Source organism: Hellea balneolensis DSM 19091, from assembly GCF_000428525.1.
GTDB lineage: Bacteria > Pseudomonadota > Alphaproteobacteria > Caulobacterales > Maricaulaceae > Hellea > Hellea balneolensis.
The window spans coordinates 554,063-580,204 of the sequence record NZ_AUAC01000003.1; the positions used below are offsets into that span (position 1 = coordinate 554,063).

The window sequence follows — 26,142 nt, forward strand, 5'->3', positions numbered from 1 at the left end:
ACAGGGGAATTTCGCCAAGGCTGGCTAAGGGAAAAATATGTCTGAGCAGACAACGGACACACATAATGGGGTATCTGACGGGCAAGATCCGAGCATGGAAGATATTCTGGCGTCTATTCGAAAAATCATCGCAGAGGATGATGCGCCGGGTGAAGCCCTGTCCAAACCTGCTGATATTTTCGCCCCGCAAGATATAACAGGTGATGTTGCTGACCTCGTCGAGGACGATATACTTGATTTGAACATTGCCGAAGACACAGCTCTTGAATCGCCGCAAATGAACGCGGCAGCTTATGCGCCAACTGTTGATAATTTAATTGGCGATATGGACCCGCAAGGCCGGACTGATCTTGAAATACCTGAATTAGAAGTTTTGGCCCCTGAAGACGATACTCTAGGCTATGATGGCGGCTCTAATGACGTGCTGGACCTGCTCATCCCTATGGAAGAGGACAGCACTCCGCAAGAAAGCTCTTTGGCTGTTGATGCCACAGCTTCTGAAACAGTCACAGCAGCAGATGAGCTTGACCTCATGGCCGCTGATCTCGTTTCTGACGACGCCCCTGTGCTTGAGACTGTCGAGTCTCTTCAAATTGAACCTCCCGAAGATGATTTATCGGCGCTGCTCGATAACATGCTTGAGGACAGTTCATCTTTTGCGGAGACTGAAATTTCTGCCTCTGAAGAGCTGCCTATTGCGCAGGAAACCGTTATTGATCCGGCGGCTGATTTACTCGAAGACGATGATATTCTTTCAGCGCTTGATCAGGCCGACATTGAGGAGAGCGTGGAGGCAGAGATCACGGCTGAGTCTGGTGCTTCGCAGGTCGATCCGGATATGATGCTCGTGAAATCGCTCATGGCGGACTTGACAGAGGAGCCTTTGCACGAAGTTGAGGCCAGCACAGAAGATCAAGTTGCTCTAGAGCTCAGCGCAGAAGATGATGATACAAACGATGTGCTTGATGATATATTATCCGTCACATTGGATGAAGAAGCTCAACTGTCGGAAGAGACGGTTGCGGCCGACGCACAGCCAGAGCTTGAAATTCAAGAGCCGCAAGAGATAGCTCAAGAGATAGCTATTGAGACCACTGAGGTCGAAACAACCTCTGAGCCGGCTATGACCCTCAAAGAAATCGCTGCTCAAGCTGAAGCAGATGCGCAGAGTGCGGATGCAGGACTCGTCGCGGCAGCAGCATCGGTTGCAACAGTCGGCGCGGCAACTCTGCTCTCAAGCGACGATGAAGATGATGAAAACATTGATGACGACGTCGAAACAGAGCCATCAGAGCTGCTAGAGCTCATTGACGAAGACGCCGAAGCAATTGAAGACTTAACACCGGATAATCCGGACACGATTGATACCGAATCTACTATTGAGGAGACTCCCGATATGCCCACCACTTCCCGAAAGAGTGCCAAGAAAACAGACTCAATTATTGACGAAGTGACGGAGTCCGCCACAGCCGGAGCCTTTGCGTCATTGACGAGCGTGGTGGAAGAAAAAGCCACAGTGGCGGAGCGCGGTGACCGTATTGGCGACCTTGTTATGGAAGCTCTTCAGCCTATGCTTAAAGAATGGCTCGACGCGAACCTCAAAGGCATCGTCGAACGCGCCGTAACCAAAGAAGTCAAGCGCATTAGCTCTGGCAAATAAGCCTCTTTAAATCCCTGTCTTTTCAGGGTAGAGCACTGATTAAATAAGCCCTGCTTCGGCGGGGCTTTTCGTATTAGGTCTCAGATATGCTCGACAATAAATTCAACCCCAAAGAAGCTGAACCCCGCCTTTATAAAATGTGGGAAGAGAGCGGCGCGTTCAAACCTCGCCCCGCCAAGCCTACTGACACCAAAGACGATAATTTCTCCATCGTCATCCCGCCGCCCAATGTGACGGGCAGCCTGCATATGGGCCATGCGGTCAATAACACCATCCAAGATATCCTCGTGCGTTACAACCGCATGAAAGGCAAAGCCGTGCTCTGGCAGCCGGGCACAGACCATGCAGGCATCGCCACGCAAATGGTGGTCGAACGTAAACTCGCGGGCGAGGGCAAAGCCCGTAAAGATATGACCCGCGATGAATTTCTGGAACACGTCTGGGCGTGGAAAGCCGAGAGCGGCGGCAATATCAATCAACAGCTGCGCCGTTTGGGCAGCTCCTGTGATTGGTCCCGCGAGAAATTCACCCTCGGTAACCCCGAAGACTCCACGGATAAAATGGCCGAAGCGGTTACCAAGGCTTTCGTTGAAATGTACGAAGCAGGTCTGATTTACCGCGATAAACGATTGGTCAATTGGGACCCGCATTTCCAGACCGCGATTTCTGATCTTGAAGTCGAAAATATCGAAAAAGACGGTCATTTCTGGCACTTCAAATATCCGCTGGAGGGCGGCGAGACTTATACCTATGTCGAGAAAGACGAAGACGGCAATATCACCCTGTCCGAGGAACGCGACTATATTTCTATCGCAACAACGCGTCCTGAAACCATGCTCGGTGACGGCGCGGTGGCGGTGCATCCTGATGATGAACGCTATGCGCCTATTGTCGGCAAGATGGTACGCCTCCCACTCGCAAATCGCCTTATCCCGATTATCACCGATGAATATCCTGACCCTGATTTTGGTTCAGGCGCGGTGAAGATTACGGGCGCGCATGACTTTAATGACTATGAAGTCGCCACCCGAAATGACATCCCGATGTATAGCCTCATGGATGAGCGCGGCGCGATGTGCGAGTCCGAGATTATGCCAGCCAAATATGTGGGCATGGACAGGTTCTTGGCGCGTAAAGAAGTCGTCAAAGATATCGATGCTGAAGGCTTGCTGATTGCGGTTGAAGATAAGAAAGTCATGCAGCCCTTTGGCGACCGCTCAGGCGTCGTCATTGAACCCATGCTCACAGACCAATGGTTTGTGGCTGCGGATAAGCTTGCCGGGGAGGCGATGGCCAAAGTCGATGACGGTTCCACCCGCTTCATCCCCGAAAACTGGAAAAAGACCTATGACCACTGGATGAAAGACATCCAGCCTTGGTGTATTTCGCGGCAGCTCTGGTGGGGACATCAGATACCCGTTTGGTATACGCCCACAATTACTATGGCGAAGGATAGTAAGAAGCTTCCTGACGCAGAAGTAAACTTTGATAAGCCAATAATTTTTTCCGCAGAGACAGAGGAAGAAGCATACGAAAAAATCCAAGCTTATTATCGCGAACGTGGACTTGAATTTCCCTATATTCATAGTGGTTATGACAATAGAGCTTCCTTAGAAATGGAGTTCTTGGATGATGATAGTTGGGGTTTACCAATATGGCGCGACCCCGACGTCCTAGACACATGGTTCTCCTCTGGCCTCTGGCCATTCTCCACACTCGGCTGGCCTGAAAACACAGACGAGCTTGAACGCTTCTATCCAACCTCTGTTGTTGTCACCGCCTTTGATATTATCTTCTTCTGGGTGGCACGGATGATGATGCAGGGTTTGCATTTCATGGACGAGGTGCCGTTTAAGGATGTCTATATCCACGCGCTTGTGCTGGATGAAGACGGTAAGAAAATGTCTAAATCCATCGGCAATACGCTCGATCCGCTCGATTTGATTGATGGCGTCACCATTGATGAGCTTGTCGCTAAGCGCACACGCGGTCTGAAAAACCCAGAGAAAGCCCCCAAAATCGAGAAAGCCACGCGCAAGCAATATCCAGACGGGTTCGAGCCTTATGGCGCGGATGCGCTGCGCTTTACGCTCGCAAGCATGGCCGGGCAGGGCCGCAATATCCGCCTCTCTGTAGACCGTATTGCAGGCTATCGCAATTTCGGCACCAAGCTCTGGTCAGCCGCTAATTTCGGCCAGATGAATGGCTGTGAATTTAACCCCGCATTCGGCCCTGACACAGCCATCGTGCCGATGAATAAATGGATTATCTCGGAAACCGTCAAAGCGGCAAAAGAGGTTAGCCGCTGTATCGAGGCTTACCGCTTTAATGACGCCGCCGATGCCGCTTATAAATTTACGTGGGACACATTTTGCGCGTGGTATTTGGAATTGTCCAAACCGCTCCTTTCCGGCGCGGATGGTTCGGCCAAAGACGAGACCCGCTCTGTCTTTGCCTGGGTGCTCGACCAAATCTTAAAACTCCTCCATCCCTTTATGCCCTTCATTACCGAAGAGCTGTGGGGAAAGATCGTCCAGAACCGCGAGACTCATCTGATCGTCGCGTCATGGCCTGAACTGGATGAAGCCTTAATTGATGCAGAGGCCAGCGCAGAGGTCGAATGGCTGCAAACGCTTATCACCAATATTCGCTCTGTACGCGCCGATATGAATATCCCGCCAAGCAAGAAAGCTCCGCTACTTATGCTCGCGGATGAGCTGGACCCGCGCCTGGCTTATTTCGCGCCGCAGCTCTCGCCTATGGCGCGGGTGGAAAGCGTCAAAACGGCTAAGGCCGCGCCTGATGGGGCGCTGCAAACGGTCGTCGATGGCGTGACTTATGCGATCCCGCTGGACGGTTTGATCGATAAAACCGCAGAGCGTAAACGCCTGTCCAAAGAGATCGAAAAGACCGAAGCCGAAATTTTGAAAATCGACAAAAAACTCATGAACCCGGCCTTCACCGACAAAGCGCCTGAAAAGGTGGTCAACCTGCAAAAGGAGCGCCGCGAGGGTTATGTCGCAGAGCTTGAGAAGTTAAAAGAGGCGCTCGCAAATTTGGGGTAGGGATAGCCATCCCTATCTTTCCTCATTGCAAGACTTGTTCTTGCAATGAGGAAAGATAGAGAGGGAATTTCCCCTAACACCCCAATGACAAACCTTGCGCTTTCCGCTAACAAATTTCCATGCACTCATTCAACGAACATCATGCCGAATTAAAAGGCTTCTCTGAATATTATCATGAGACGATTTTTCCGCTTTTGGCGGCGCAGGATGGGCAGCGGCGAGAGGCGCTTAGCAAGGCTAAGCTTTACGGGGCCGGGATTATTATATTTGCGCTGTGTATCGCCGCCGCGCTTTATCTGTCTTCGGGCCAAACCAATTTTATCATTTTTATTTTATTTGGCAGCGGTATGGGCGTTTTCGCGCTTTACACATGGCTTATGAAATCTGTTCGCGGCGAGACGAAAGACAAAATCGTCGGCGGTATTTGCACCTATGTTGGATGGACATTTCAGGCCAAGGCCGTGGACATTCCGGACCTAGCGCTTTTATCGCTTCATGGCTTGATGCCTAAAGGATATCAGGAAAAAAAGACGGGCGGAATTGATTGGAATGCTGGCAAACGCGCCTCTTTCGAAGATCAGATGTCAGGCGAAGCCCATGGCGCACAATTCACATCCGTTGAAACGCATCTCGAACGAAAGAGTGATGATAAATGGGTCACCGCCTTTCGAGGACAGCTGATGACGCTCACATTCCCAAGACAGTTTTTGGGAACGACGGTGGTCCTGCGCGATAAAGGTATGTTCCAGCGTAAGAAGAGGGGCGATATGAAACGTGTCGGTCTTGTCGATCCCGTATTTGAGAAAATCTTCGAAGCTTATAGCACGGACCAAGTCGAGTCGCGCTATCTGCTCGACCCAGTCTTTATGCAAAAACTCGTGGATCTGGAACGCTCTGTTGATGGCAAAAATATCCGGTTTGGGTTCCTTGACGGAAAGCTTTTTATTGTCGTCGAGACTCCCAATCGTTTCGAAGCAGGGTCAATGTTAAAGCCTCTGACGGCGCCCGACCGCACCCAAAAAATTCTCGATGAGGTCGGTGCCGTTTACGATATTGTGGACGGCGTGATGAAACCGAGAGGATAAGGGGTGAGGACAATCCTCACAAAAATACCTCAAAATCTCCACACCTATTGCACCTTTCAACAATCCTATCCTCGCCTTCTCATTTGCCCTTATATTTAAATCGTTCTTTTGGTTTGGGACAGGTAGGACGTCACCTACTAAGCTGAAAGACGGTGTTAGGGATTGTAGCTGCCTTGGATTGACACCGAGGCGGGCGGATCCTCGCAGGTGAGCTGTTTGACCTGAACTGGTCAGCTCGGCCCTGGCGATAAAAGATGCCGCCGCAGAGCAAAAGCGATGCGAAACATATATATTTTCGGCCATTCAGGTATATCCTGCAATCGCTGGAGCTCTGCGGGCGTCCCACTTACCTATGGCGCACATACAATTGACTCTTCATTCTGACGTAAGAGTCCTCCAAGGATTGCGCATGGCTGCTCACCTAATCTTAAATTTTTTGTGTTAGTTTTTTCTCATGTTGAAGACGGAAGACTTTTATCCGCCCAAGGATTTCAGTGCGCAGGTGCAAAACCTGCGCAGCTATATCTATGAGGCCTTGGGGTGGTCTTATCGGCCCAATGTCAGCGCGCCGAGTATTTTGATGGCGCTGCAAGCGGCGTCTATGGTGCATAGCTTTACGGGCGCGTTTAAGTTTCGCGGTGAGATTATGGGGCAAGGCTATAAGGGACAAAAATTTGAATTGGTTGATGTCACAGCGCAAAACCTACCCAAAGCTGTCGCGCGAGGACATGAATGGCAATGGGGTGCGGAGACGAGAATAGAGCAAGAGTATATTTCTCAATTTGACGCGACCAATAAAGATACGCGCGGCGGCTATGAGGGTATCGTTTTATCTCTGCCGCATACAGATAGATTTCTCGGCCATACGATTATTCGCCGCGATTTGGGCAAACGCAATCCCGCTCAGGTAAATGGTTTAAAGCGTGTTGGTTTTGCCAGTCTCGAATTTGAGCGCAAATTCGAAGTTTATAGTGATGACCAAGTCGAAGCGCGATTCCTCTTAAGTCCTGACTTTGTCGCCCGCCTGACAGATTTCGCCGAGGATTATATGGGCCGCAATGTGCAATGCGTTTTTGCGGGGAATCGCTTTCATATCGCGCTTGAAATTGATGACCGCTTTGATTTCTCGCGTGATTTTAAGGCTTTTGATTATCAAGAAGCCGCCACCAGTATTATCAATGAAGTTGGGGCTGTGTTTTATCTGCTTGAAAAAGTTCACGAACTACAAGCCCGGATTGGCCGCGAGGGCGCAGAAGGGGCGGATGAGGCGCGCGGGGAATTTTACCGCGGCTTACTCCAAGGTCTCATACCTGCCATTCAGGCGGCGGAAAGCGCATTGGAAAAACCTGAAAAATGGAAAGAGGGGCAGCGCCATGCGCTACCTTATTTCTGTGAAGGGCTGCAAGGATTGCTGCGCCCCCGTTTCTAAAGATCAAATGTCCCGATGACAGGCACATGATCAGACGGTTTGATGCCGTCTCTGACATTTTTGTCGATCCGAAAGCCTGTAAGCTTATCTGCCGCTTGCGCAGAGAGCAGAAGATGATCGATGCGAATGCCCATATTGTTCTGCCACGCTCCGCGTTGATAATCCCAAAAGGTGTATTGTCCCGCGCGGCCATCAAGGTGCTCAAAGGTTTCCGTCAGCCCGAGATTAAGAAGCGCTTGCCAGGCCGCATGGGTTTCGGGGCGGTAAGCGGCGTCGCCTTGCCAAGCTACGGGGTCATGAACGTCTTTGGCTTCGGGGATGACATTGTAATCCCCCGTGAGGATAAGCGGCTCTTCATATGCCAAAAGCATGGCGGCATGGTCTTTTAAACGCCGCATCCAGTCGAGCTTATATTTATATTTGGCCGTGAAACCGCCCGCCTCTTCCATAACGGGATTTCCATTGGGAAGATAAATCGAAGCCACTCGGAAAGGGCCTTGAGGACCCGATATGACAGCTTCGATATAGCGGGCTTGCTCATCCGACACGTCCCCAGGCAGGCCGCATATCACCTCTTCAATCGGGTGTTTGGACAGAATGGCGACGCCGTTATAGCTCTTTTGCCCATGGGTCTCGATATTATAGCCGAGCGCCTCTATCTCTTCTCTTGGAAAGGCCGCGTCCACCGTTTTGATTTCCTGCAGACAGGCGACATCAGGCTTAGCCTCTGCAAGCCATTTTGTAACGGCATGCAGACGCGCATTGATGGAGTTCACATTCCAAGTGGCAATTTGCATTTTATCGCTTTCGGTAAACTTGATAACCAAAGCCCTTAGCCGGCTCTTTAACGAGTTTCTCAAATTTATCTTCCGGGAAGGCCGTATCAACACAATGCTGTGGGATATACCCGAAAGAGCGCCGCGGGAAATAATTAGCAAGCAGTCCTTTCAAGGTTCTTACAGTTGTGTTTTCAATGAGATTGACGTTGAATACGGCGATCCCTCCAGGCTTTAAAACTCGCGCAAACTCAGTTAGGTAATTCCATTGTTTTACAAAGGGCATGAAATAAAGGCAGGAGGACGCCACACAAATATCCATAGAATTATCTGAAGTTTCAGAGAGTGATTCTCCGTCGCATTGTTTTGAGTCGACTCCGAGATTGTCTTTGAGCCATTGTGCCCAGCCAGTATCAATTTCATACACATGATAATCTTCAGGCGCATAACGGTTAAGCATATATCGAGTAGCTGCGCCCCATGCCGCACCAATCTCACACACGGAATTAACGCGTTTAGGGTTGATGAAGCTCTTTTTTATAATTTCATCAAAACGTTCAATTGTAATTTGAATGTGATTCGCTTTAAGTTCATCCAAGCTCATGCATTTACTTTTAGCATAAGCAATATCTGTCTTGCCACGTTGAAATGTTACAATTGGACGAAGGCCTGTGAAGTCAAAACCTTGAGCCATATCCATTTCAACGGAAAAAAGTTGTTCATAAAAGGCGCGGTGTTGGGTCTTATCCATTTCTTCGCGAAAGACCTTTATCTTATCTTCCGTTGCATTGTCTTTACATTTAGCAAGGAAACGCTGATACGCTTCTTCAGGAAGTCGTAATTTTGTGCCTGTAAAAAATGTATCAATACGTTCAAGAGTAAGATCTTTGCGACTATTGATCCGCATGGCGTTAAGCTCAGATTTCTGAGTGTCCACTACATTTTTGAGAGTTTTATTCATCTCAATGCGTTCAGCTAAGCGTGCGCGATATTTTTCATTCGCCGTTTCTAACTTGTATATCTTTTGGCGCAGATCAGATACAGAGTGACCAAGAGAACTCGGAGAGGATGCGCTCGGACCGGAGCCTGTGAAAAATCGCGAAATAATACCCATCCTTACAGACCCTGTACTACTTAACTTCCAACAGCTGCATGTTGAATACAAGCGTCGCATTTGGCGGAATGCCTGGACGGCCGCGAGGACCATAAGCAATGTCTCCCGGAACATAGAGGATCCAAGCAGAGCAAGGCTGCATAAGAGTCAGAGCTTCGTTCCAACCTTTGATGAAAGCATTGGCTTTATATTCAAGCGGTTCATTGCGCTCATAGGAACTGTCAAAAACTTCGCCATTTGGGAAATAGCCGTGATAATTGGCGCGAATAACTTGAGGGCCCACGGGTGAGGGGCCGTTCTTTACGCCGGGCTTTATGATTTTATATTGCAGCCCGCTCTCAAGGGTTACAACGCCTCTACGCTTGCCATTGGCCTCATGCCATGCCGCATAATCTTCAGAAGCGGCGGGCATTTGGTCGCCAGCATAGGCTGCAACATCTGTTATGACTCGCTCGGAGGGACAGACGCTGGGGCCCGTTCCGTCACTGGCTTCGATTATAGGTGCTGAGCTCTCGTTAGAGGTTCCGCCTGAGCAGGCGATTAAAGTCAGGCAGGCTGTGGCTGCGAATAAGTGTTTTACGGTCATAATAAGTCCTCTTCTGATAAGTCCTTTTGGCGCATTTATCGCGCTAATTCTTTCATGGCTGATTCGAGCCCTGATAATGTCATAGGAAACATACGGTCTTGGCCGATAATGTCTTGTATCATTTTTGTGGATTGCGAATATTGCCAGTATTTTTCCTCTGTTGGATTGATCCAGATAAGGTGCGGATAAACTTCGACAAGGCGCTGTAGCCAAACCGCGCCGGGTTCTTCGTTCCAATGCTCAACAGAGCCGCCGCGCATGGCCACTTCGTAAGGGCTCATGGCGGCATCGCCGACAATCACGACACGATAGTCGCTGGCAAATTTATGCAAGATATCCCATGTAGGCGTAACTTCACGCATGCGGCGGATATTATCCTTCCAAACATGCTCATAAATGCAGTTATGAAAGTAGAAATATTCAAGGCGTTTAAACTCGCTCCGCGCGGCCGAAAACAACTCTTCGGCTTGCTTGACATGGGCGTCCATAGATCCGCCTATGTCAAAAAATGTGAGGACTTTAACCGCATTACGCCGCTCGGGCCGCATCTTGATATCAAGCCAACCTTGCTTGGCTGTCCCGCGAATGGTGCCGTCTAAGTCGAGTTCTTCAACAGCGCCTTCGCGGGCGAATTTACGCAGGCGCCGTAGGGCCACTTTGATGTTGCGCGTGCCGATTTCACGGTCGCCGTCAAGGTTCTTGAATTGGCGCTTATCCCAGACCTTCACGGCCTTTCCGTGGCGGCCTTCTTTTTGGCCGATACGCACGCCTTCAGGATTATAGCCGTAAGCTCCGAAAGGCGATTTTCCGGCCGTGCCGATATTTTTGTTACCGCCTTCATGACGCTTATCTTGATTTTCCAGACGCTCTTTCAAAGCTTCCATTATTTTATCAAAATCACCCAAGGCTTCAATCTCAGCCATCTCTTCGGGGGTAAGATGCTGTTCTGCCATTTTTCGAAGCCAGTCTGCAGGAATTTCATGCTCATCTTGACCAAAAATATCAGACAGATAATCCAAGCCGCGAAAGACATGAGAGAAGACCTGATCAAATTTATCGAGATCCCTCTCATCCTTAACAAGGGCAGTTCGCGCTAAATAATAAAATCCGTCCAAGCTGTCATTGGCTACATTTTTATCAACCCCTTCAAGTAGGGTTAGATATTCACGAATTGTGACGGGGAGCTTAGCCGCGCGAAGCTCTTTGAAAAAGGTTTGAAACATTACTCAGCGAGTTCCTCAGGCAATGACGGATCAGGGTCAACAGGGTTTAACCCTTTACTGGTCCATTTGAACACAACAAATTGTAAGGCACTGTTCGGAGCCGCTTTAATGCCGTGATAGTCCCAAGGCCTCGCATAGAGCATATCACCTTCTTTGGCAGGGAAGGTTTCGCCGTTTAAATACCATTCGCCAACGCCCTTCGTGACCATCAAAAATTCCTCGTCGCCATGACGATGAGGGGGATGGATTTGTTGACCTACATTGATGTTCGCTACCCCTGCAAGAGTAGGGTTGGTGCCATAGGTTGTCCCTGCAAAATGTGGATAAAATGAGCCCCAATCCGCATCATCTCTGTCAATGTCTTCCATAGAGATTATGCGGGATTGAATATCTGTTGGCAGATCTGGTTCAACGGCTTTGGGGCTTGAACATGCTGCCAGAATTATCACAGAGGTGAGGGTAACAAATCTCATGAGTTACAAGCTCCTTGTGAGGCTGCGCTTACACCCTTTGAATTGGCAACGCATTCATTAGAGTATGTGTTACCGTCGCACCCACAGACAGGGCGATATTCGCGCGTGCAGATTTCAGGACGGATACGGCAAACACCGGGTGCATCGGCGGCGCCGCAAATATCCTTAGCGTCGCGATGGCAATATTCTCTAGGGGTATCACAAGCGGGTCTTGGACCAGATCTCAGATTGCCGCAATAACGCTCACCATCTTTTGGCGACTCACTTACGGGAAAGCCAGGCGGGGGAATGTGTTCTCCTGCGGTCGGAAGCTGCTGCCCTTGCGGCGCTGGCGTGTCAATCGGTGCCGCACAGGCGACAAGCAGGAATGCGAATATGAGTGTGACAATGCGCATTAGCCAGTGCGCATTTCTGTTTCAATTTTTGCAGCTAATTCAGGGTCTAGCTTTAAGCCCATGGCAAGTTCGTCCAGATAATCGCGCTCTTTGGGGTTAAGGCCATTTGCGACGCGGCAGGACACAGCATATATTTCGGCGGCGGCTTGGTCGCTATCGGCCAGAGCGGCAATAGCTCTAGCATTTGTGGGTTGATCCATCACCGCCTGAACCGCGTCCACGCTCGCGCCTTCATAGGCGTTGATAATATCAAGTTCATCTTCATGTAATGACCCGTCAGCTTTAGCTGCAGATACCATCGCTTTTAGCAATGTGGCCGCACGCTCATTAGCTTGTGGTCCCTTTAAAAGCCCGATAACGTCTTCAGCGTTTGTGGGCATTTTTCCAGCCTTATGTGCCTTATAAGCCAGAATGCCGAGAGCCCCTAAGCCGCCCAGTGTCGCCATTTTTCGTCCCGAGCGAGATGACAATAGAAGCGCTACGGCACCCGCAGCCGCTCCAGCCCCGACGCCTTTGCGAAGGGCTTCGCGGCTAACATCTGTATCTTCGATGTTGAGCTTATCGACCAAATAGTCCTCGCCTTTTGAGGCGAGCTCTTTACCTTTAACGGTTAAGTCCCCTGTCTGAGCTTGCCCTTGTTTTACAAGGTCTTTACCCGCAGCAAGAATTTGTTCCAGTAATTCCTGAGCGTTAATCTCGGATAAGTTCAACTGTTTATCTGTCATAATAATCTCCACAATTTCGTAAAAGACTACATCAGCCCTAGGTGATTTCCAAATCTTACTTGCGTTTATAGCTGTATTTAACAAAAAGGGTTCATGAGAAATTTTCTGAAATCAGCAGGTGTTTTGGCCATAGTGGCCGCAGTCGGAGGGTTGCTTTATTTAAAAACACCCTCCAGTTCGGCGCCTGATGCGGAGTCTATTCGTGATATTGCGGCAAAATATGACGCACGTATCATTCGTGATGAGTGGGGCGTGCCGCATATTTTCGGGAAAACAGATGCCGATGCCAGCTTTGGGTTTGGCTATGCGCATGCAGAAGATGATTGGAAACATATACAAGAGTCGGTGATGGGGGCGCGGGGTATGACGGCTCAATATAAAGGTAAAGAGTCTGCCCCTCAGGATTATCTCTACGACCTTTTCAAAGTCAGGGAAGCCGTAGAGGCAAAATATGAAACAGATTTAAAACCTGAAACACGCGCTATTGTGGAAGGCTATGTGGCTGCCATAAACTTATATGGCATAGAGCATCCTGAAAAAGTTGCGCCAGGGATTCTGCCCGTTACAAAGCATGACGTTATCGCGGGCTATACGTGGATGACGCCTTTTTTCTATCGGCTTGATGGGAAATTAGAGGAGCTGTTTACGGATGAGAACAAGCCTACTGTGTCGCCATGGCAGCAGCAATCCTCACTGAATTTGCCCGAAGCGGTGCGCGGGTCAAATGGCTTTGCCGTCGCGCCGTCGCGCTCAGATGACAGGCATACAAGGCTTATCGTGAATTCACATCAACCCATGAACGGGCTCTATGCTTGGTATGAAGCGCATATGGTCTCGGAGGAAGGGTTAAATATAGCGGGGGCTAGCTTTCCCGGGACGCCTATTTTGGCGCAAGGCGTGACACCGGATTTAGGGTGGACGCATACAGTTAATCAGCCAGACCTAGTTGATGTATATGTTCTTGAAACCCACCGAGATAAGAAGCCGACACAATATAGGCTAGATGGGGAATGGCGCGATTTTGAGATCACGAAATCCAAGTTTCGCGTAAAATTATTTGGACCATTTTCTCTCCCAATCACCCGCGATGTTTTGTGGTCAGAGCACGGCCCGGTATTGGAAACGCCCAGCGGATTTTACGCCATTCGTTTTGCGGGTCTTCAAGAGGTGAGAGCTGTAGAGCAGTGGTACGAGATGGGGAAAGCCGCGAACATGCAAGAGTGGCGTGAAGCATTGGAGCAAAATGGTGTTCTGAGCTTTAATATTACCTATGCTGATAAAGAGGGTAATATCGGCGAAGTTTACAATGCGCGCATGCCAAAGCGTATAGAGGGCCCTGATTGGAGTAAGGCTTTGCCGGGTGATCAGTCCAAACTTATTTGGCAAGATTATCGTGAGGTTTCCGAGCTACCCCAAATCTGGAATCCGGATTGCGGGTGGCTATTTTCAGCCAATGCGACGCCTTTTAAAATTACCAGCGCGGAATGTAATAACAGTCGTGAAGATTTTTCTGAAACGATGGGCCTTGAGCCTCGCATGACCAACCGCGCGAGGCGTGCTTTGGAGTTGTTCGAGCCCGATATGACAATCACGGAAGATGAGCTTTTAAGATACCGCTCGGATACGCGCTATCACCCCCAAAGCGCGATCATGCAGATGGTTGTTCAACTTGTGGCAACACCATCCGATGACCCTCTGATTAAAGAGGCTCAAGAAGTGCTCCGTAATTGGGATGGGGACACGACAAAGGAAAATCGCGGCGCAGCTTTGGCCATCATTACGGGTACACGCGCTTTGGGGTATGAATATATCAAGCCCGAAGCAGATCCGATGGAGATGGTCAAAAAAACGGCTTCTGAGCTGATGGAAAAATATGGCCGTCTGGATCCTGAATGGGGCGAAATAAACCGCCTGCAACGCGGTGAGGTCGATGTACCGCTTGACGGCGGGCCAGATATATTAAGAGCGATCTATGCGGATAGAGACGGAATTTCCAAAGAGGGCACGATGAATGCTTTCGCAGGGGATACACATATCATGTATGCGGATTGGGATGAGAGCGGGAAGCTCACGCTAGAATCTATCCATCAATATGGCGCGGCGACACTGGATGAAAGCTCGCCGCATTATGATGACCAAGCTCCACTTTTCGCGCGCGGGGAGTATAAGCTTATGCCGATGACACTCGAAGAGGTTTTGCCTAAAGCAAAGCGGGATTACCGTCCGGGAAAATAAGATCCCTAACAAAAAGGCGCCCCAAAACTGAGACGCCTTATTTTAAAATCGATGGAGCGGCTTCTTAAGCAACGTGCGCCAATTTTACGTCAAAGCGATCATTCATCATCACCTTGTCCCAAGCTGCGATGAAATCAGCTGTGAATTTGGCTTCTGAACCCGCCTCGGCATAAACTTCTGCGAGGCCGCGAAGGATTGAGTTAGACCCAAAGACGAGGTCGGCACGTGTGCCTGTATATTTCACCTCACCGCTCTTACGGTCTTTGCCTTCAAAGGTCTCTTCGGAGGCATCCGTGGATGACCAAACGGTATCCATGCTCAGAAGATTGACGAAGAAGTCATTTGAAAGGGTTCCAACATTGGCGGTGAGGACACCATGAGTTGACCCAGCTGCATTCGCCCCCAGTGAACGAAGACCGCCCACAAGAACCGTCATTTCCGGTGCTGTAAGCCCTAGAAGCTGAGCGCGGTCAACGAGAAGTGCTTCAGTTGAACGTGGGTCTTCTGTGTTTTTGTAGTTACGGAAACCGTCATATTTTGGCTCCATATATTCGAAGGACTCAACATCCGTTTGCTCATCTGTTGCATCGGTACGGCCCGGCGTGAAGGGAACGGAAGCGCCACTCGCTTTTTCTATCGCAGCGCAACCCCCGAGAACAATGAGGTCAGCTAGAGATACATTCGCGCTTGAGCTGGACTGGATACCTTCAAGTACAGAGATAACGTCTGCTGTGCCCTTATTGACCTCCCAATCCTTCTGAGGTGCCAGACGAATGCGCGCGCCATTTGCACCGCCGCGCTTGTCAGACCCGCGGAAAGAGGCCGCAGATGCCCAGGCTGTGTTGACAAGTTGTGAAACTGAAAGGCCAGACGCGAGGATTTCTGTCTTAAGGCTCTCAATCTCAGTATCACCAATGAGCGCACCTTCATGTGCTGGGACTGGATCTTGCCAGATAAGTTCTTCACTTGGAACTTCATCACCAAGGTAACAGGCAATAGGGCCCATATCGCGGTGAGTGAGTTTAAACCATGCACGTGCATAGGCATCTGCAAATTCTTCAGGGTTATCCAAGAAGTTCTGGGACACCTTATTATAGGCAGGGTCCATCTTCATAGCCATATCGGCTGTGGTCATCATGAGCGGTTGCGTCTTGGAAGAATCGTGAGCCATAGGTGCTTCGGGGGCGTCTTGACCTGCTTTCGGGGCCCATTGGACGTGACCAGCCGGGCTTTTAACTTTTTCCCACTCATAGCCTAACAAAACTTGGAAATATTCCATGTTCCATTCATCCGGTGTAGGAGTCCAAGCACCTTCAAAGCCAGCCGTTGTCGTGTCATCGCCATGGCCTGTGCCGTGGCTATTGAGCCAACCAAAGCCTTGAGTTTCCATTTTGCCGCCTTCAGGTTCAACGCCCACATGATCTTCTAAGCCAGCACCGTGGCCTTTACCAAATGTGTGGCCGCCAGCCACGAGAGCGACTGTTTCATAGTCATCCATGGCCATGCGTTTAAATGTAACGCGAATATCATGGGCCGCTGCGAGAGGATCCGGAACCGCGTCTGGGCCTTCAGGGTTGACGTAAATCAAGCCCATCATTACCGCGCCAAGAGGTGTATCGAGCTTATTGGCATCTGCATCGCTACTCTTATAATCACGCTGACCTTTGTAACGGCTATTTGGATTGCCTGAGGTTGCGAGCCATTCTGTTTCAGGACCCCAATAGATATCTTCTTCAGGCTCATAAATATCGGCGCGACCACCGCCAAAACCAAATGTCTTAAAACCACAAGATTCCATTGCGACATTACCTGCAAGAATCATGAGGTCAGCCCAAGAGAGTTTATTGCCATATTTAGCTTTGATGGGCCAAAGAAGGCGGCGTGCTTTGTCGAGGTTGCCGTTGTCTGGCCAGCTATTAAGAGGAGCGAAACGCTGCGATCCCGATGTCGCGCCGCCACGGCCATCATATGTGCGGTATGTGCCCGCGCTGTGCCACGCCATGCGCACGAAGAGGCCTGCATATGTTCCGTAATCTGCTGGCCACCAGTCTTGGCTGTCTGTCATAAGATCAGTTAGGTCTGCTTTGACCGCTTTAAGGTCGAGGCTTTTAAAGGCCGTCGGATAGTCAAAATTAGCATCCATTGGATTCACATTGGAGGAATTCTGGTTGAGAGTTTTCAGGTTAAGCTGATTGGGCCACCATTTCAGATTTGCTGAGCTGCCTTTGCTTGCGCCGTGCATAACGGGGCACTTGCCGACAGGCGTCGCATTTTCTTCGTTAATGTCATAAGGTTGGTCACCCATAGGTCTCTCCATTTTTGTTAAGCTTGGTGTAGTTTGCTAAAACGTAGTCTTTTTAAAGCGCTATTGCTAATTGGAATTACCAAAAAGTTTAATAGGTCATGTCTATCACTTTGTTAAATGATTGCGTGATTGACTATGGGTGCGTATCACATGAATAATTAGTGTGGATATCAAAACTACCTGCGCTTTTGATATCCGCTACTTTTTGAAGGCTTGAAAGGTTTTTGTCTAGCGGGTTGGGCGTTACTTTTTTCGGGCTTCCCGTAATCACGGCGCAACCGTTGCCCCATGCGCGTCAGCATTTCATAATTGATCGTGCCTATTTCAGAGGCTTCATTTTCAAGCTGATCTCCGCGGAAGACCACCACGCCGCCAACCTCTTTATGCATATGCACATCGGTAATATCGACCATAGTGATATCCATAGAAACGCGCCCGACAACTGGGACAGCTTCGTCATGCAATGTGGCATAGCCTTTATTGGATGCCAGCACGGGGATGCCATCAGCATAGCCCGCACCCAGCACAGCAATCTGCATATCGCGCGGAGCGGTGTAGCTCGCATTATAACCAATGCTCTCACCCTTATTAATATTGCGAATTTGCAGGATAGGCGCGAGGAGGGTGACGACGGTGCGGATGTCTTCTTGTTCAGGCGTGTTGGTGGCGTAACCGCCATAAAGTCCGATGCCGGGGCGTACCATTTGGAAATGATAGGGCTTACCCAGATAAGTCCCCGCCGTATTGGCAAGGCTGAGCGGAGTCATAGGAAGCTGCGCGGCTGCGCGTTTAAATTTTGCGAGTTGCTGCGCGTTCAGCGGATGATCTTTATCTGGCGCGCAAGCGAGATGGCTCATGACCCATTCGGGATTCAGCGCACTCCAAAGTTTCTTATCGCGCGCAAATTCTTTAAACTCTTCTTCGTCAAAGCCAAGGCGGTTCATGCCAGTGTCGATGTGAATAGCAGTATAAGGCGGCTCATTCACACTATTGCTGACTTGCGCCCAAAATTGAGCTTGTTCTAGTGAGTTAATCACGGGCTTGAGCTTCGCGCCGAGCAACACACCTTTATCGCGCGGCGAGGGGCCGTTTAGAACATAAATCGCAGAATTAGGCCCAACGCTATCGCGTAGTATTTTACCTTCGCCAGCGGTAGCCACAAAGAAGATACGACATCCAGCCCCATAAAGCGCACGTCCAACTTGGGTCGCGCCAAGGCCATAAGCATCCGCCTTGACCGAGGCGCCAATCTTGGCATTGCCCACGCGCTTCTTGATCGTTTCGTAATTATAACGAAGATTATCGAGGTTCACGCGCATGGTGGGGCGTGTGGAGTAGGAGGGTTGCATTTAAAAACTTTCTTTCGTCATACCGTCGCAATGCGAAGCATTGCCCGGTACCCATGCCTGAGTCTGTCCACAAATGCTATCTCGGAATAATATGATAATCTTAAGGCATGGGTTCCGCCACGACTACGTCGTGAGACGGAATGACAGAATTTAAATTATTTAATGCCCACCCTCAAACCTATCATCTTGCGCCAAGTTACCAAATTTCGTGAGGTCAGGGTTAAAGGAGAGCTTGACAGTACCGATGGGGCCGTGGCGTTGCTTGCCGATAATGACTTCGGCTTTGCCGTGAAGCTGTTCCATATCCTCTTGCCATTTCAAATGCTCTTCTGTGCCTTCGCTAGGTTCTGACCGGGCGACATAATATTCTTCCCGGAAGACAAACATCACCACATCAGCGTCTTGTTCAATCGAGCCTGATTCGCGTAGGTCAGACAGTTGCGGGCGTTTATCATCGCGCTGTTCGACTTGCCGCGAGAGCTGGGCCAGGGCGAGGACAGGTATGTCGAGTTCCTTGGCGAGAGCTTTCAGGCCCTGCGTAATCATGGAGACTTCTTGCACACGATTGGTACTGGAATTCATACCTGCGCCGCCTGTGAGGAGCTGGAGATAGTCAACCACAATCATATCAAGCCCGACCATTCGCTTAAGGCGTCGCGCCCGCGCAGAGAGCGCGCCGATAGAAATGCCGCCCGTATCATCAATATGGAGCGGGATGCGGTTAATCTCATCGGCGCTGTCGCGAATATGCTCATATTGTTCCGCCGTGATATCGCCGCGGCGGATTTTGTGGGACGGGACTTGGGAATGTTCTGCGAGCAAACGCGTAGCAAGCTGTTCTGAGCTCATCTCAAGAGAGAAGAAGCCGACCACGCCGCCTTCGACGGTTTTCTCAATACCGTTATCATCTTTTTCGCGTTTGAATTTTTTGGCGATGTTAAAAGCGATATTGGTCGCGAGCGAGGTCTTACCCATGGACGGGCGGCCCGCGAGGATAATGAGGTCAGAGCGGTGCATCCCGCCGAGTTGCCTGTCGAGGTCAATCAGGCCCGTTGATGTGCCGGAGAGGTGTCCGTCTCGAGAAAATGCGGCAGACGCCATTTCGATCGATTTGATGAGGGCGTTTTCAAAACTGACAAAGCCTGATTGAGTCCCGCCAATTTCAGCTAAATTATAAAGCTGACTCTCTGCTGATGTGATTTGATTTTGAGCATCTTGTTCGCTGTCAGGATCCGTGGCTTCGCCTTTAATGCCGTCTGCAAGGCGGATAAGTTCTCGGCGCATCGCCATGTCTAAAATTAGTTTAGCATATTCAGGCGCGGTTGACCCAGGAGGTGCATTATCAAGTAACAGCGCGAGATATTCGACACCACCAATATCCACCAATGTTTCGTCTTGCGAGAAGCGGTTCTTAAGGACAATCGCATCGGCTAAGTTGCCGCGCTCAATAAGTATGGCGATTGAATCGAATATACGAACGTGGACGGGATTATAGAAGTGCTTGGCCTGCACGATACCTGAAATGCGGTGGTAAACCTCATTATCATAAAGCAATGCGCCAATAAGAGCTTGCTCTGCCTCTTGGCTTTGCGGGGTCGAGTCGAGTTCGGACGAAATACCCGCATCGTTATCTTGAATTAATGCCATAAATTAGCTCTAAGGCAAAGGCAGCGAAAGTGATAGCCGCGAATTCATATATTTCCCAAAATCTCTGAACTTACCCACGCTATTCACACAGTGTGGATAGGATAATTTGGCAGACGCGCGGGTGGGGGGAGCTCCGCGCGTCTGCCGGCCCAAGCCGAAACTAAGTTAGAGGAGAGTTCGACTTCGTATTACTAGGCTTAAACCTCGGATAGTGATTTTACGAGGTCACCAACATTATCAGCAAGTTCGCCAATATTGAACTCGACATTTTCTGCTGTGGCAGCGCCCAAGACTTCACCGGTAAAGGCATTGACAAGCAGAGCTTTGGCTTTCGCTTTCTGCCAGCTGTCACAGCCATCCTTAACCGAAAGTCCCGTCTCGCGCAGAGCCTTGCCGCCAAAGCTGGCCCATGTCGCATCGGGTCCAACGCCATAAATGAGAACATAAGGGTAGCCTTCGGAAGCCGCCGTGATGCGGACTTCGTCAATTTTGTTATCTGTGTCTTGTCCGGGATAGGCAATTTCAGGGATGTATTTGATGTAGTCGCCAGCATTCATCAGCTCGATATCCGCACTCATGCGCTTATCTAGCATCTCCCAGTCAACCTCTTCGCCGTAAGGCGTCGGGATAAGGCGGCCACCATCCAAGCGGGCGACGGCAATTTTAGCAGAGGCTTCAATGATGGGGCTGTTATAGGTTGTTTCAGAGAGCGTTGGTCCGTCAAATAATTCCACAGCCGCTCCGGGCGCAAGAAGAGGATTTGTGACCTCCAATGCTGAAGCGCTATTGGCGAAGCCAGTAATTAAGGTGGCTATCGCCGCTGTTTTGAAAAGTGTTTTTGTTTTAAGTTTGGTCATGGTCAGCCCTCCTTGAGCCTGTTTTAAGTGTTGATGACCTTTATTTGCCGCGCGATAAGGGCGAGGTTTTGCTAGCTCTGTGATAATTTCGGGGCAATGTTTTGGTAATGTGGCACAAAAAAGCCGAAAGCGACCAATTAAGGCAACTTCCGGTCATGATGCTGAACGCCGCATAAATAAGATTAGAAAGTCAGAATATCGCCGATACCTTGGACATGTGCCCCTAGGCCATCTTTGGGGCTCCAGCTTCGGTCCATGCCGAGGAAGGAATTGGGGTCCAATTCCATAAGACCAATCAGAACTTCAGCTACAATACGTGCGCCGACAGGGCCGAGACCCTCGCCGGGCTCGAAGTTTCCGGCTGTGGTTTCGCGTCCGATCTGTGCAGCCTCGCTTAGCATATAATACCAAAGCGGGGTTTTTCCGCCGAGCGCGCCGCCGGAGTCCGTATCAGCCGCTGTAGAAACAGTTTGAATGTCAGCAGGATCTATATCCATAAATTCGGCCATAACCTCACCGGACGGCATAAGGAAACTTTGACTACGCAGAAGGTTGCGCGTTGCAAGTGAGGCTTCATCGCCCGCTGCAACAAAAGGAAGGTCAAGCAAAATGGGGGCGAGTTGTGTATCTAGCCTTTCAGCCTTTTGGACGTTTCTATTTTGCGAGGTCTCAAATATTTCATGCATGTCCACGACGGCATCCATATCTGATAAGGCTGTAAAACCTCTGCCAAGCTTATTGCCAAATAAAGACAGAGACGATTTGTTTTTCTGAACCTGGATTTTCTGCGGGGCCATAGAATGACCAAAACGATATCCTGCAATAGAGAATTCAACAGGAATATAAGGTTGATTACTTCCGACGCAGTAAAACTTGCGTCCGCGGCTTAGAATATCCCAAACAACAGCGCCGCCGCACATTTTTTGAAGAAAGTCATGAATAATAGCCCAGTGATAGTGACGGATCACAAGTTTACGGGTTTCTTCAAACAGCTCTCCGCCATGATATTTTGGTGATAAAACGTCAGCAACCTTATTATGGAAGCGTATCATGCCGAGCTGGATTTGCGAGATAATGCGGTTCTCATCATTGCGAGGGTCGCCAATGACGGCGGTGCCACGCGGTGAGCGCACAAGGTCTTCCTGTTCAAGTGCTGTAGCGCCGCTAATGTCAGCTCCGGTCAACAGCTTAACACCGCCAAATGTGCCGCCTTGGTCATAAAGAAATGGAGAGGCTTCGGGACCGTCGCCATATATACAGTCCAAATCTAAATTGGGGGTGCGCAGATTGGGTGTCTCAAATGCGGAGTTTATGCGGCTGAAAGAAGATGACGTATCTAGAGTGATATCATGATCGATAAACTGCCCAAAGAAAACATGGCCTACGGGAACTGTTTGTGTGCGAGTCCCGCTTGTTCCAGCATTCATGGGGCCGTCTTTTGCGCCTAAGGCGCGAAGAATATCGGGATCCGTATAAAGCGGGGGGAGCGACGTAAATAATCGTCCGAAATTTCCTGCGATAAGGTTTTGATCTTCTGAAAAATTGCAGAAATGAGGGAGGCCATTAAAAGCCATCATACCGTGGTGTGACATATCTTGCTCCATAGTGGGGTTGAGGGAGCTTAAAGCTTACTGAATATTCTTGGCCGGACTCGTGATGCGGGTCACAGTGTCAGGAAATCATTTTTGTTGGATAAAATTATCCGCCTTATTCTAGCCTCGTTAAATGCTCAGAAAGTCAGGATGTTCAAGCATATATGTTCAATTTTAATTCTGTCGTCTTTTATATTCGGTTTAACCTCTGCAGGAGAGATAGACGAAACCCAACGCAGTCGCTATGCAGAAGCAAAATATGCGAAGCCGCTCGATAAAGCGCTTCGGAAAAAAGGACTTGCGCTAGGTAATGCTGTGTTTCTGCGCATTACGAAGACGCAATCAAAAAGAGATGAGGCCGGACAGCTCGAAGCCTTCGTTGAAAATAAGGACGGCGACTTTGTTTTCCTCAAGGCTTGGGATATTTGTGCTTATTCTGGAGAACTAGGTCCAAAGCTCAAGCAAGGGGACAAGCAATCCCCTGAAGGCTTTTACTTTGTGAAGCCGGGACAGATGAATCCCTATTCGAGTTATCATCTTAGTTTTAACCTTGGTTATCCAAATGCCTATGATCGCGGGCATGGGCGAACAGGAAATTACCTTATGGTGCATGGCGATTGCGTATCAATTGGCAGTTATGCCATGACGAATGATGGCATTGAAGAAATCTACACATTAATGGGCGCGGCTCTCAAAGGCGGGCAGCCTTTTGTGAGGGTTCACGTCTTTCCTTTCCCGATGACAGAAGGAAATTTGAAATTTTACAAAGACAATACGAATATCACCTTTTGGAAGAACCTAAAAACAGGCTGGGATTGGTTTGAAGAGAAGGGCCGTCCGCCAAATGTAAATGTCTCTGAAAAGCGCTATGTTTTCAGCGAGGCGCGGTAACACTTCATTAACGCAATAATCCTTGGCTTTATCTAAATGTTCGCCTACTGTTCTCATTATGGACTCTATTAGGATCATAGGGCTAGACCCTTCGCTTGTGGCTTGTGGCTGGGGCGTGGTCGAGGCGCAGGGGCTAAAAATTCGGCATGTCGCGCATGGCGTGATTAGGCCGAACCCAAAGGCTGAGCTGCATTTGCGTCTGCGCGAGCTCTTTGAAACGATTACGGATGTGATTCAGCTACATGACCCGTCAGAAGCGGCTGTTGAAGAGGCCTTTATGAAGAACAACGCGGCGAGTGCGATTAAGCTCGGACATGCAAGGGCGGCTTGCCTGCTCGCAGGTAGCATGGCGGGGCTCGGCGTCGGTGAATATTCCCCGCGCTCGGTCAAAAAATCCGTTGTCGGGACGGGCACGGCGGATAAAGCCCAGGTCGCCCATATGATGAATGTCCTTATGCCGGGCTGCAGCGTGAAAGCTGGCGATGCGGCGGATGCGCTTGCCATTGCCATATGCCATGCTCACCGCGTGAAGGCTGCCGGTGCATTGTTTCGGAGAGTTTCATGATTGGAATGCTAACAGGCACTTGCCTGATGGCGGGGACGGGCGAGGCGATTATTGACGTTGGCGGCGTTGGGTACCTCTTGCAATGCGGTTCTCGGACTTTGGGTAATCTCGGCGTGGGCGAGACGGTCTGTCTCCATGTTGAAACCCATGTGCGCGAACAAGCTATTACGCTTTATGGGTTTCATAGCGAGGAAGAGCGCGCTTGGTTTGTGCGTCTGCAATCCGTGCAGGGCGTGGGGCCGAAAGCGGCGCTGGCGATTTTAGATATTATGACGCCGGGGCAAATCCTGTCTGCGGCAAGCCTTGAAGATAAAACGGCTTTTGCGCGCGCCAAAGGTATTGGCCCAAAGTCTGCGGGACGTATTGCGATTGAGCTGTCGGGAAAACCTGCACCAGCTGGACGCGGCTTTCAGCCAGTCTTCACAAAACCCAGCGGCGGCACACCGTCCGAGGCAGAGCGTAATGAAGGCCTTTCCGATATGCGTCTGCGTAATGATGCGGTGTCTGCGCTTGAGAATTTGGGCATTGGTCAATCCGATGCCTTGCGAGCCGTGGCCTCGGCCTATAACACGTTCACGGATGATCCGCCGCTTGATGATTTGATTAAGGTGGCGCTTAAGGAATTGAGTCAGTAATTGGACGAGAGTGACCGCATAATCGGCGCAGACAGCCAAGTCGGGGATGGGCGTGACCGTGCGCTTCGTCCTTTGTCCTTTGACGATTTTGTTGGGCAAAAAGGCGCGATTAAGAATCTGAAAGTCTATGTCGAGGCGGCGCGGCGGCGCGAAGAGCCTTTGGATCATCTTTTGCTGTCCGGTCCGCCGGGATTGGGTAAGACAACACTGAGTCAGATTGTGGCGCGGGAGCTTGGCGTGAATTTTCGGTCCACCTCTGGCCCTGTGATTTCTAAGGCGGGGGATTTGGCGGCGCTCCTGACCAATTTGGAGCCGCGTGATGTGCTGTTCATTGATGAAATTCACCGTCTTAATCCTGTGGTCGAGGAAGTGCTTTACCCCGCCATGGAAGACTTTGAACTCGACCTGATTATCGGGGAGGGGCCAGCGGCCCGCTCTATCAAGATTGATCTCGCGCCTTTCACATTAATCGGCGCGACGACGCGGGCAGGGCTACTGGCCACGCCGCTGAGGGATCGTTTTGGTATTCCCGTACGGCTCGAATTTTATGATACCGAAGAGCTCACCAAGATTGTCCTGCGCGGGGCGGGTAAGCTCGATATGGATATGACGGCGGATGGGGGGCGCGAGATTGCGCGCCGCGCGCGCGGAACGCCGAGGGTAGCGGGACGTCTCCTCCGCCGCGTCCGTGACCTAGCCGAAGATAATGGTCATGCGACAGTTGATAAAATCGCCGCCGATGCGGCGCTAATACGCTTGGGCGTTGATGATATCGGGCTGGATAAGCAGGATATGCATTATCTCCATGCGCTGTGCGAAATGTTTGGCGGTGGCCCTGTTGGGGCGGATACACTCGCGGCGGCATTATCCGAAGCTCGCGACGCCCTCGAAGATGTCATCGAGCCCTACCTCATTCAGCAAGGCTTTCTACAGCGCACCCCAAGAGGCCGCGTCGCCACAGCGAGAGCCTTTGCGCATTTAGGGTTAGCTGCGCCAGTTAAGCCTATCGCGCCGCAACTCTTTGGGGATGGTACGGATGGATAGTCAAGAACCAACAATGGGCGAGTTTCAGGGGCGGGAGCATCACTATCCGTTGCGCGTGTTCTATGAAGATACGGATTTTACGGGTATCGTCTATTACGCAAACTACCTCCGTTTTTTTGAGCGCGCGCGGAGTAGTTTCTTTCGTCTCGTTGGCTTTAATCACGCCGACCTCTGGGACGCCGAAGACCCGCTCGCCTTCGCTATTCGTAAAATAGAACTCGACTATAAAAAACCCGCCCGCGTGGATGATCACCTCACTATGGTCACGACCTATGACAAAATGAAAGGCGCAAGGCTCTGGGTCTCTCAAGCCTGTTATCGCGGCGACGAGTTGTTAGTAACAGCGGTGAGTGAAGCTGCTTGTATCACGCCAGAGGGCAGGCCGAAGAGGGCACCTAAGTGGATGATTGAGAAGCTTGAGCCTTATTTGCTAGGTTTATAAACTTGCATTTAACTCAAATTGACATCCTAAATAGCTCATTTTAGGCTAT

Annotated in this window: 22 protein-coding genes; 10 read left to right on the forward strand and 12 right to left on the reverse strand. The window is 50.2% G+C overall.

Annotated elements, in window-relative coordinates:
- Positions 1–37: 37 nt before the first annotated feature.
- The 4 genes from F569_RS20010 to F569_RS0108855 all read left to right on the forward strand — a co-directional run bounded on the left by F569_RS20010 (position 38) and on the right by F569_RS0108855 (position 7,239).
- On the forward strand, positions 38–1,660 hold the full coding sequence (locus F569_RS20010; RefSeq protein ID WP_026941904.1) for a DUF2497 domain-containing protein: 1,623 nt from the start codon (positions 38–40) through the stop codon (positions 1,658–1,660).
- An 86-nt stretch (positions 1,661–1,746) separates the two neighbouring features.
- A complete protein-coding gene (locus tag F569_RS0108845) occupies positions 1,747–4,725 on the forward strand; it encodes a valine--tRNA ligase (protein WP_026941905.1) in 2,979 nt (992 codons plus the stop codon).
- Between the two features lie 119 nt (positions 4,726–4,844).
- Complete coding sequence (locus tag F569_RS18955) at positions 4,845–5,810, forward strand: DUF3137 domain-containing protein (protein ID WP_051279629.1); 966 nt, start codon at positions 4,845–4,847, stop codon at positions 5,808–5,810.
- 454 nt (positions 5,811–6,264) lie between these two features.
- Positions 6,265–7,239: a DUF3137 domain-containing protein gene (locus F569_RS0108855; protein WP_026941906.1), complete on the forward strand. Its 975-nt coding sequence runs from the start codon at positions 6,265–6,267 to the stop codon at positions 7,237–7,239.
- Here F569_RS0108855 and xth read toward each other — a convergent pair.
- Genes xth through F569_RS0108890 form a run of 7 tightly spaced genes read right to left on the reverse strand, consistent with a single transcriptional unit; the run spans position 7,236 to position 12,531 of the window.
- A complete protein-coding gene (xth, locus tag F569_RS0108860; protein WP_026941907.1) occupies positions 7,236–8,036 on the reverse strand; it encodes an exodeoxyribonuclease III in 801 nt (266 codons plus the stop codon). The genes F569_RS0108855 and xth overlap by 4 nt on opposite strands.
- 1 nt (position 8,037) lies before the next feature.
- Entirely contained in the window at positions 8,038–9,129 is a 1,092-nt protein-coding gene (locus F569_RS0108865) for a methyltransferase domain-containing protein (protein WP_026941908.1), read from the reverse strand.
- A 16-nt stretch (positions 9,130–9,145) separates the two neighbouring features.
- A complete protein-coding gene (locus F569_RS17295; RefSeq protein ID WP_051279631.1) occupies positions 9,146–9,715 on the reverse strand; it encodes an FKBP-type peptidyl-prolyl cis-trans isomerase in 570 nt (189 codons plus the stop codon).
- Positions 9,716–9,750: 35 nt separating this feature from the next.
- Positions 9,751–10,938, reverse strand: a complete 1,188-nt coding sequence (locus F569_RS0108875) for a vWA domain-containing protein (protein WP_026941909.1) — start codon at positions 10,936–10,938, stop codon at positions 9,751–9,753.
- Positions 10,938–11,411: a cupin domain-containing protein gene (locus F569_RS17300; RefSeq protein ID WP_051279633.1), complete on the reverse strand. Its 474-nt coding sequence runs from the start codon at positions 11,409–11,411 to the stop codon at positions 10,938–10,940. The genes F569_RS0108875 and F569_RS17300 overlap by 1 nt, the downstream gene beginning before the upstream one ends.
- Positions 11,408–11,806, reverse strand: coding sequence for a Kazal-type serine protease inhibitor family protein (locus tag F569_RS17305; RefSeq protein WP_034388088.1), 399 nt, complete (start codon positions 11,804–11,806; stop codon positions 11,408–11,410). Before F569_RS17305 ends, F569_RS17300 begins: the two co-directional genes overlap by 4 nt.
- Positions 11,806–12,531, reverse strand: coding sequence for a DUF533 domain-containing protein (locus F569_RS0108890; RefSeq protein ID WP_026941910.1), 726 nt, complete (start codon positions 12,529–12,531; stop codon positions 11,806–11,808). The genes F569_RS17305 and F569_RS0108890 overlap by 1 nt, the downstream gene beginning before the upstream one ends.
- A gap of 93 nt (positions 12,532–12,624) precedes the next feature.
- Between F569_RS0108890 and F569_RS0108895 the strand changes: the two genes are divergently transcribed.
- Positions 12,625–14,766 (forward strand): penicillin acylase family protein, encoded by a 2,142-nt coding sequence (locus F569_RS0108895; RefSeq protein ID WP_026941911.1) that lies wholly within the window; start codon positions 12,625–12,627, stop codon positions 14,764–14,766.
- 64 nt (positions 14,767–14,830) lie between these two features.
- Here the strand turns inward: F569_RS0108895 and katG are convergent, their stop codons facing one another.
- The 5 genes from katG to F569_RS0108920 all read right to left on the reverse strand — a co-directional run bounded on the left by katG (position 14,831) and on the right by F569_RS0108920 (position 22,516).
- Entirely contained in the window at positions 14,831–17,071 is a 2,241-nt protein-coding gene (katG, locus tag F569_RS0108900; RefSeq protein ID WP_026941912.1) for a catalase/peroxidase HPI, read from the reverse strand.
- Between the two features lie 176 nt (positions 17,072–17,247).
- The gene (alr, locus tag F569_RS17310; RefSeq protein ID WP_051279635.1) at positions 17,248–18,420 is read right to left on the reverse strand and encodes an alanine racemase; all 1,173 of its coding nucleotides are present in this window, start codon (positions 18,418–18,420) and stop codon (positions 17,248–17,250) included.
- Between the two features lie 159 nt (positions 18,421–18,579).
- Positions 18,580–20,067, reverse strand: a complete 1,488-nt coding sequence (locus F569_RS0108910; protein WP_051279637.1) for a replicative DNA helicase — start codon at positions 20,065–20,067, stop codon at positions 18,580–18,582.
- A gap of 197 nt (positions 20,068–20,264) precedes the next feature.
- A complete protein-coding gene (locus F569_RS0108915) occupies positions 20,265–20,924 on the reverse strand; it encodes a hypothetical protein (RefSeq protein ID WP_026941914.1) in 660 nt (219 codons plus the stop codon).
- A 182-nt stretch (positions 20,925–21,106) separates the two neighbouring features.
- The gene (locus F569_RS0108920) at positions 21,107–22,516 is read right to left on the reverse strand and encodes a peroxidase family protein (RefSeq protein ID WP_051279774.1); all 1,410 of its coding nucleotides are present in this window, start codon (positions 22,514–22,516) and stop codon (positions 21,107–21,109) included.
- Positions 22,517–22,609: 93 nt separating this feature from the next.
- On the opposite strand from F569_RS0108920, the gene F569_RS0108925 reads away from it, so the two are divergent.
- Genes F569_RS0108925 through F569_RS0108945 form a run of 5 tightly spaced genes read left to right on the forward strand, consistent with a single transcriptional unit; the run spans position 22,610 to position 26,093 of the window.
- A complete protein-coding gene (locus tag F569_RS0108925; protein WP_154813695.1) occupies positions 22,610–23,407 on the forward strand; it encodes a L,D-transpeptidase family protein in 798 nt (265 codons plus the stop codon).
- Between the two features lie 58 nt (positions 23,408–23,465).
- A complete protein-coding gene (gene ruvC / locus F569_RS0108930; RefSeq protein ID WP_154813696.1) occupies positions 23,466–23,972 on the forward strand; it encodes a crossover junction endodeoxyribonuclease RuvC in 507 nt (168 codons plus the stop codon).
- Positions 23,969–24,607: a Holliday junction branch migration protein RuvA gene (ruvA, locus tag F569_RS0108935; RefSeq protein ID WP_026941918.1), complete on the forward strand. Its 639-nt coding sequence runs from the start codon at positions 23,969–23,971 to the stop codon at positions 24,605–24,607. Before ruvC ends, ruvA begins: the two co-directional genes overlap by 4 nt.
- Positions 24,608–25,651, forward strand: coding sequence for a Holliday junction branch migration DNA helicase RuvB (ruvB, locus tag F569_RS0108940; protein WP_026941919.1), 1,044 nt, complete (start codon positions 24,608–24,610; stop codon positions 25,649–25,651). It abuts the gene before it with no gap.
- Positions 25,644–26,093 (forward strand): YbgC/FadM family acyl-CoA thioesterase, encoded by a 450-nt coding sequence (locus F569_RS0108945; protein ID WP_034388091.1) that lies wholly within the window; start codon positions 25,644–25,646, stop codon positions 26,091–26,093. Before ruvB ends, F569_RS0108945 begins: the two co-directional genes overlap by 8 nt.
- Positions 26,094–26,142 lie beyond the last annotated feature (49 nt).